Raw genomic sequence first — 5,728 nt, 5'->3', positions numbered from 1 at the left:
CCGGCTCTTCACCTCTCCCCGGCGGGGAGAGGTCGGCCGCAGGCCGGGTGAGGGGGCAGCACCTTTCCGGGAAACCACTCTCCCCCTCACCCGCCTCGCTGCGCTCGTCGACCTCTCCCCGCCGGGGAGAGGTGAAGCGGTGCCTGCCCCGCCGGGGAGAGGTGAGGCGGCACCCTGCACCCAGGCCTGGCCCTCATGCCGCCCGGCGCGTCGCCCTGGCCCGTGCCACAGGGGCCGGCTTGTGGTCGCCGAGCTCCTCGATGATCGGGCAGGCGCTGCGCCGGCCCTTTTCGCAGGAGCCGACCAGCGCCGTGAGGATGGTGATCATCTCCTGCAGCTTGCGGGCCTGGTCCTCCATTTCGGCGAGGTGCTCCCTGGCGATGGCGCGCACGTCGTCGTTGGAGCGGTCGGTATCGGTCCAGAGCGCCAGCAGCGAGCGGATCTGCGGGATGGAGAAGCCGAGATCGCGGGCCCGCCGGACGAAGCTCAGGCGGTGAACGTCCTCGGTTCCATAGTCGCGATAGCCGCTGTCGCGGCGGCCGGCGGCCGGCAGCAGGGCGATGGATTCGTAGTAGCGGATCATCTTGGCGGAGACGCCGGAAGCGGCGGAAGCCTGGCCGATGTTCATCGGAATGTCCTTTGCTGGCCGGCAGCGGGGGGCGTGCGTCCCTGGTGCCGCGAAGGACGCAGGGATCAATGCAGTCGCCAGCGGGTTGAACCGGGACAGGCAGGCGGCGCTTGACCCTCCCATGATGGGAAGGATTACACCACGCCGCAAGTGCCACAGGAGACCCGTCATGACGGCTCAGGACAACAAGGCGTCGGGCGGCTGCTGCGGCGGACGCGATCACGCCCAGGCGGCCCATAACCATGACCATGCCGAGGCCCGTCCCGCCGCACCGACCGACGGCAAGGTGATCGACCCGGTCTGCGGCATGACGGTCGACATCGCCACCACGCCGCACAAGACGGCGCTCCACGGCGTCGAGCACTTCTTCTGCTCGGCCGGCTGCGTGACCAAGTTCCGCGCCGACCCCAAGCGCTATCTCGATCCGGCCAGCGCTCCGCCGCCGGAGCCCGTGCCGGAAGGCACGATGTTCACCTGTCCGATGCACCTGGAGATCCAGCAGATCGGCCCCGGCACCTGCCCGATCTGCGGCATGGCGCTGGAGCCGATGATGGTGACGGCCGAAGCCGGCCCCAATGAAGAGCTGATCGACATGACCCGGCGCTTCTGGGCCGGCCTCGCGCTCGCCCTGCCGGTCTTCGTGCTGGAGATGGGCGGCCATCTCTTCGGCTGGGCGCCGCTGCCGGCGGGCTGGTCGAGCTGGGTACAGCTCGTCCTCGCCACCCCTGTCGTGCTCTGGGCCGGCTGGCCCTTCTTCGTCCGCGGCTGGCAGTCGGTGGTCACCGGCCACCTCAACATGTTCACCCTGATCGCCATCGGCACCGGCGTCGCCTGGACCTATTCGGTGGTGGCGACGCTCAGCCCCGGCCTCTTCCCGCCCGCCTTCCGCGGCCATCACGGCGAGGTCGCGGTCTATTTCGAGGCGGCGGCGGTGATCACCGTCCTCGTCCTGCTCGGCCAGGTGCTGGAACTGCGGGCCCGCGACGCTACCTCCGGCGCCATCCGCGCCCTGCTCGACCTCGCCCCGAAGACCGCCCGGCGCATCAGTGCCGATGGCAGCGAGGCCGAGGTGCCGCTGGACGAGGTTGAGGTGGGTGACCGCCTCAGGGTCCGTCCTGGCGAGAAGGTGCCGGTGGACGGCAAGGTGATCGAGGGCCGCTCGGCGGTGGACGAGAGCATGGTGACCGGCGAGAGCATGCCCGTCACCAAGGAGCCCGGCGACCGCGCCATCGGTGGCACGCTCAACCGCTCCGGCGGCCTCGTGATCGCCGCCGAGAAGGTCGGCCGCGACACGATGCTGGCGCAGATCGTCCAGATGGTCGCCCATGCCCAGCGGTCGCGGGCCCCCATCCAGCGCCTCGCCGACAGGGTTGCCGGCTGGTTCGTGCCGGTGGTCATGGCCATCGCCGTCGCGGCCTTCGCCGCCTGGGCGCTGTTCGGCCCGCCGCCGCAGCTCGCCTTCGCCCTGGTCGCCGCCGTCTCGGTGCTGATCATCGCCTGCCCCTGCGCCCTCGGCCTCGCCACGCCCATGTCGATCATGGTCGGCGTCGGCCGCGGCGCCGAGGCCGGCGTGCTGATCCGCGACGCCGCGGCGCTGGAGCGGATGGAGGCGGTGGACACGCTGATCATCGACAAGACCGGCACGCTGACCGAGGGCCGGCCGGCGGTGACCGCCGTGGTTGCGGCGGAAGGCTTCGCCGAGGACGAGGTGCTGCGCCTCGCTGCCGCCGTCGAGAAGCCCTCCGAGCACCCGCTGGCAGAGGCCATCGTCCGGGAGGCGGAGGCGCGCGGCCTCGCCGTGCCGCGGGTTCTGGGCTTCGACTCCCCCGCCGGCAAGGGCGCCTATGGCATGGTGGAGAGGAAACGCGTCACCCTCGGCTCCGCCGCCTTCCTCGCCGATCTCGCCGTCGATGTCTCGGCCCTGGCGCCGCTCGCCGACGAGCTGCGCCGTGACGGCGCCACCGTCATCTTCGCCGCCGTCAACGGCAAGCTGGCGGGGATCATGGCCATCGCCGATCCGGTGAAGGCGACGACGCCCGCCGCCCTCAAGGCGCTGGCGGCGGAGGGCATCCGCATCGTCATGCTGACCGGCGACAACCGCGTCACTGCCGAGGCTGTGGCCCGCCAGCTCGGTATCGCCGCGGTGGAGGCCGACGTCCTGCCCGACGGCAAGGCGGCGGTCGTCGCCCGCTACCGGGCCGAGGGCCGTGTCGTCGCCATGGCCGGCGACGGCGTCAACGACGCCCCGGCTCTGGCCGCCGCCGATGTCGGCATCGCCATGGGGACCGGCACCGATGTCGCCATGGAGAGCGCCGGCATCACCCTGGTGAAGGGCGATCTCCTCGGCCTCGTCCGGGCCCGGCGGCTCTCCGAGGCGACCATGGGCAATATCCGCCAGAACCTCGTCTTCGCCTTCGCCTACAATGCCCTTGGCGTGCCGGTGGCGGCGGGCCTGCTCTATCCGGCCTTCGGCCTGCTGCTCTCGCCGATGATCGCCGCCGCCGCCATGTCGCTGTCCTCGGTCAGCGTCATCGGCAATGCGCTGCGGCTCAGGGCGGTGAAGCTGGAAGGGTAGGGGGCCGCCCCATCACGCCGCCGTGACGGAACCGTCGCCGCCGTCCGCCGTTGTTCCCTCGTCAATTCGATCCACCGAGGAGAATTCTGATGGGTAGCACCGGCGACAAGATCAAGGGCATGGCCAACGAGGCCTCCGGCAACGTCAAGCAGGGCGTCGGCAAGGCCCTCGACAACCAGGAAATGCAGGCCAAGGGCAAGCTCCAGGAGCTGAAGGGCGAAGCCCAGCAGGCCAAGGGCGAGGCCAAGGACGCCGTCAAGGCGATCATCGACAAGGCCTGAGTTTCGCGGAAAATAAAACTAACACTGAGAAAATAAGCCTTGACAGCGATGCGCTGGTCGGCTAGTTTCTGGTCATGTTCGAAAACTGCGCCCGGCGGGGGGAAACCCCGGCCGGGCGTCGTCGTTTCCGCCCCGCTAACCCGGCCTGCCGATGGAGGCCTTCTTGCCGCCCCAAGCCCCTCTTTCGAGCCCGGAGACGGCCGCCGCGGCCGCGCCCGCCGCCGGTCGCGCCGCACCGGCGCAGCAGACCGCCGCGCCCTCCCGTCGGCCCGTCGCCCAAATCGTCGTCCAAGCTGCCGCATCTTCGGTCCCCGCCGGCCCCGATCATCAGTCCCATGCCGGCAAGCCCTGTCCGGGCCTTGCCGAATGCCCGGAGCGGCCACGCCTGGTGCGCCGCCTCTTTGCCGCCGCCGAGCGCGAGATCGAAGCCGTCGAGGCGAGCCTCGGCGGCCCCTCCGCCACGGCCGCCCGCCGCCTCGGCGCGCTGGCCGCGACCCTCGACCGTCTGGCGACCCTCGACCGCAAGGCCCTTGCCGGCCGCGACCCTGCCGGAGATGCCGATGCCCCCGCTGTCACCGCGCCTGTGGACGCCGACGCCTGGGCTGAGGCGCTTGCGGCGGAACTTGCTCCGGGCAAGCCCGGACAGGATCGCGGCCCTCGAGCCTGAGAAGATCGCCCGGCTCCGCGCCTTCTGGCCGGCTTTTGCCCGTCCCGAACAGATGCCGCCGCCCGCCCGCTGGCGCGTCTGGGCCTTCATCGGCGGCCGCGGTGCCGGCAAGACCCGCGCCGGGGCCGAATGGGTCCATGGCATCGTCCATGGCCGCGACGGCTTCGGCCCGAAAGCCGGCCGCATCGCCCTGATCGGCGAGACCATCGACCAGGTCCGCGAGGTCATGGTCGAGGGGGTCTCGGGGCTGAGGGCCTGCGGCTTTCCGGCCGAGCGCCCGCGCTTCGAGCCCTCGCGCCGCCGCCTCGTCTGGCCCAACGGCGCTATCGCCCACGGCTTCTCCTCGGAGGACCCGGAGGCTCTGCGCGGGCCGCAATTCGACGCCGCCTGGGCCGACGAGACCGGCAAATGGGTGCAGGCCGAGGCGACCTGGGACATGCTGAGCTTCGCACTGCGCCTCGGCGAACGGCCGCGCATCATGGTCACCACCACACCGCGGGCGACGCCGCTCATGCGCCGCCTGCTGGCGGATGGCGAGACGGTCGTCACCCGCTCGGCCACCGCGGCCAATGCCGCCAACCTCGCGCCGGGCATCGTCAGGGCGCTGGTGGCGCGCTATGGCGGCACGCGGCTCGGCCGGCAGGAACTCGACGGCGAGCTGATCGACGACCGCGAGGGCGCGCTCTTTTCCCGCGCCGCCATCGAGGCGCAGCGGGTGGGCGCGGCACCGGCGCTGAAGCGCATCGCGGTCGCTGTCGATCCGCCGGCTTCGCACCGCAAGGGGGCGGATGCCTGCGGCATCGTCGCCTGCGGCACGGACGCCGAGGGCACGGTCTTCGTGCTGGCCGATGCCAGCGCCGAGGGGCTCAAACCCCATGAATGGGCGGGGAGGGCGGCGGTGCTGTTCCGCCGCCTCGAGGCCGACGCCCTCGTCGTCGAGATCAACCAGGGCGGTGACATGGTGGCGGCGGTGATCGGCGAGGTGGCGCCCGACGTGCCGGTGACGCCGGTCAGGGCGGCGCGCTCCAAGCACCTGCGCGCCGAGCCGGTCGCCGCCCTCTATGCGCAGGGCCGTGTCCGCCATGCCGGGCGCTTTCCGGCGCTGGAGGACGAGCTCGCCGATTTCGGCCCGGACGGCCTGTCGAACGGGCGGAGCCCCGACCGGCTCGATGCGCTGGTCTGGGCGGTGACGCATCTGGCGCTCAAGCCAAGGGCGGAAGCGCGGGTGCGGGGGCTGTAGGGGCGGTTTCGCCTCTGCTCGTTGAGATTGTCGAGAATGCCCCACCCCGACCCTCCCCTCTGGCGAGGGGAGGGGGATCGGGCATCGCCGTCCCCCGGCAGGGGCTCGAACGCTCCCTTGAGGCGTCTGGGCCAAGCGTTGCCCGCGGGTTGGGCGTGGCGCGACGACCTCGAACGCACGCGACGCCAGTGTCCCCCTCCCTGCGTCAGCGGGGAGGGTACGGGTGGGGCCTTCAAGCGCGCCTCGCCAAATGCCCTCTGACACGTCCGGTGCCGGTCTCTGTCGCTGGCGCCTTTTCGACGACCCCCTTCATCGGCCCGCTTCGGAGGCCTCATGA

5 protein-coding genes are annotated in these 5,728 nt (G+C 71.7%); 4 read left to right on the top strand and 1 reads right to left on the bottom strand.

Annotation, left to right across the window (positions count from 1 at the left end; translation table 11 throughout):
• Window positions 1-193: 193 nt before the first annotated feature.
• Complete coding sequence (locus Q8O26_RS03385) at window positions 194-628, bottom strand: MerR family DNA-binding protein (RefSeq protein ID WP_305573479.1); 435 nt, start codon at window positions 626-628, stop codon at window positions 194-196.
• Window positions 629-797: 169 nt separating this feature from the next.
• Here Q8O26_RS03385 and Q8O26_RS03380 point away from each other — a divergent pair, with 169 nt between their 5' ends.
• The 4 genes from Q8O26_RS03380 (at window position 798) to Q8O26_RS03365 (ending at window position 5,391) form a co-directional block, all read left to right on the top strand.
• Window positions 798-3,203: a heavy metal translocating P-type ATPase gene (locus Q8O26_RS03380; protein ID WP_305573478.1), complete on the top strand. Its 2,406-nt coding sequence runs from the start codon at window positions 798-800 to the stop codon at window positions 3,201-3,203.
• An 89-nt stretch (window positions 3,204-3,292) separates the two neighbouring features.
• On the top strand, window positions 3,293-3,484 hold the full coding sequence (locus Q8O26_RS03375; RefSeq protein WP_305573476.1) for a CsbD family protein: 192 nt from the start codon (window positions 3,293-3,295) through the stop codon (window positions 3,482-3,484).
• A gap of 388 nt (window positions 3,485-3,872) precedes the next feature.
• Window positions 3,873-4,151, top strand: a complete 279-nt coding sequence (locus Q8O26_RS03370) for a hypothetical protein (RefSeq protein ID WP_305573474.1) — start codon at window positions 3,873-3,875, stop codon at window positions 4,149-4,151.
• Window positions 4,108-5,391: a DNA-packaging protein gene (locus Q8O26_RS03365; RefSeq protein ID WP_371134434.1), complete on the top strand. Its 1,284-nt coding sequence runs from the start codon at window positions 4,108-4,110 to the stop codon at window positions 5,389-5,391. Before Q8O26_RS03370 ends, Q8O26_RS03365 begins: the two co-directional genes overlap by 44 nt.
• Window positions 5,392-5,728 lie beyond the last annotated feature (337 nt).

Source organism: Phreatobacter sp., assembly GCF_030691135.1.
In the GTDB taxonomy this organism is placed as follows: Bacteria; Pseudomonadota; Alphaproteobacteria; order Rhizobiales; family Phreatobacteraceae; genus Phreatobacter.
This window is presented reverse-complemented; position numbering and strand designations above follow the sequence as displayed.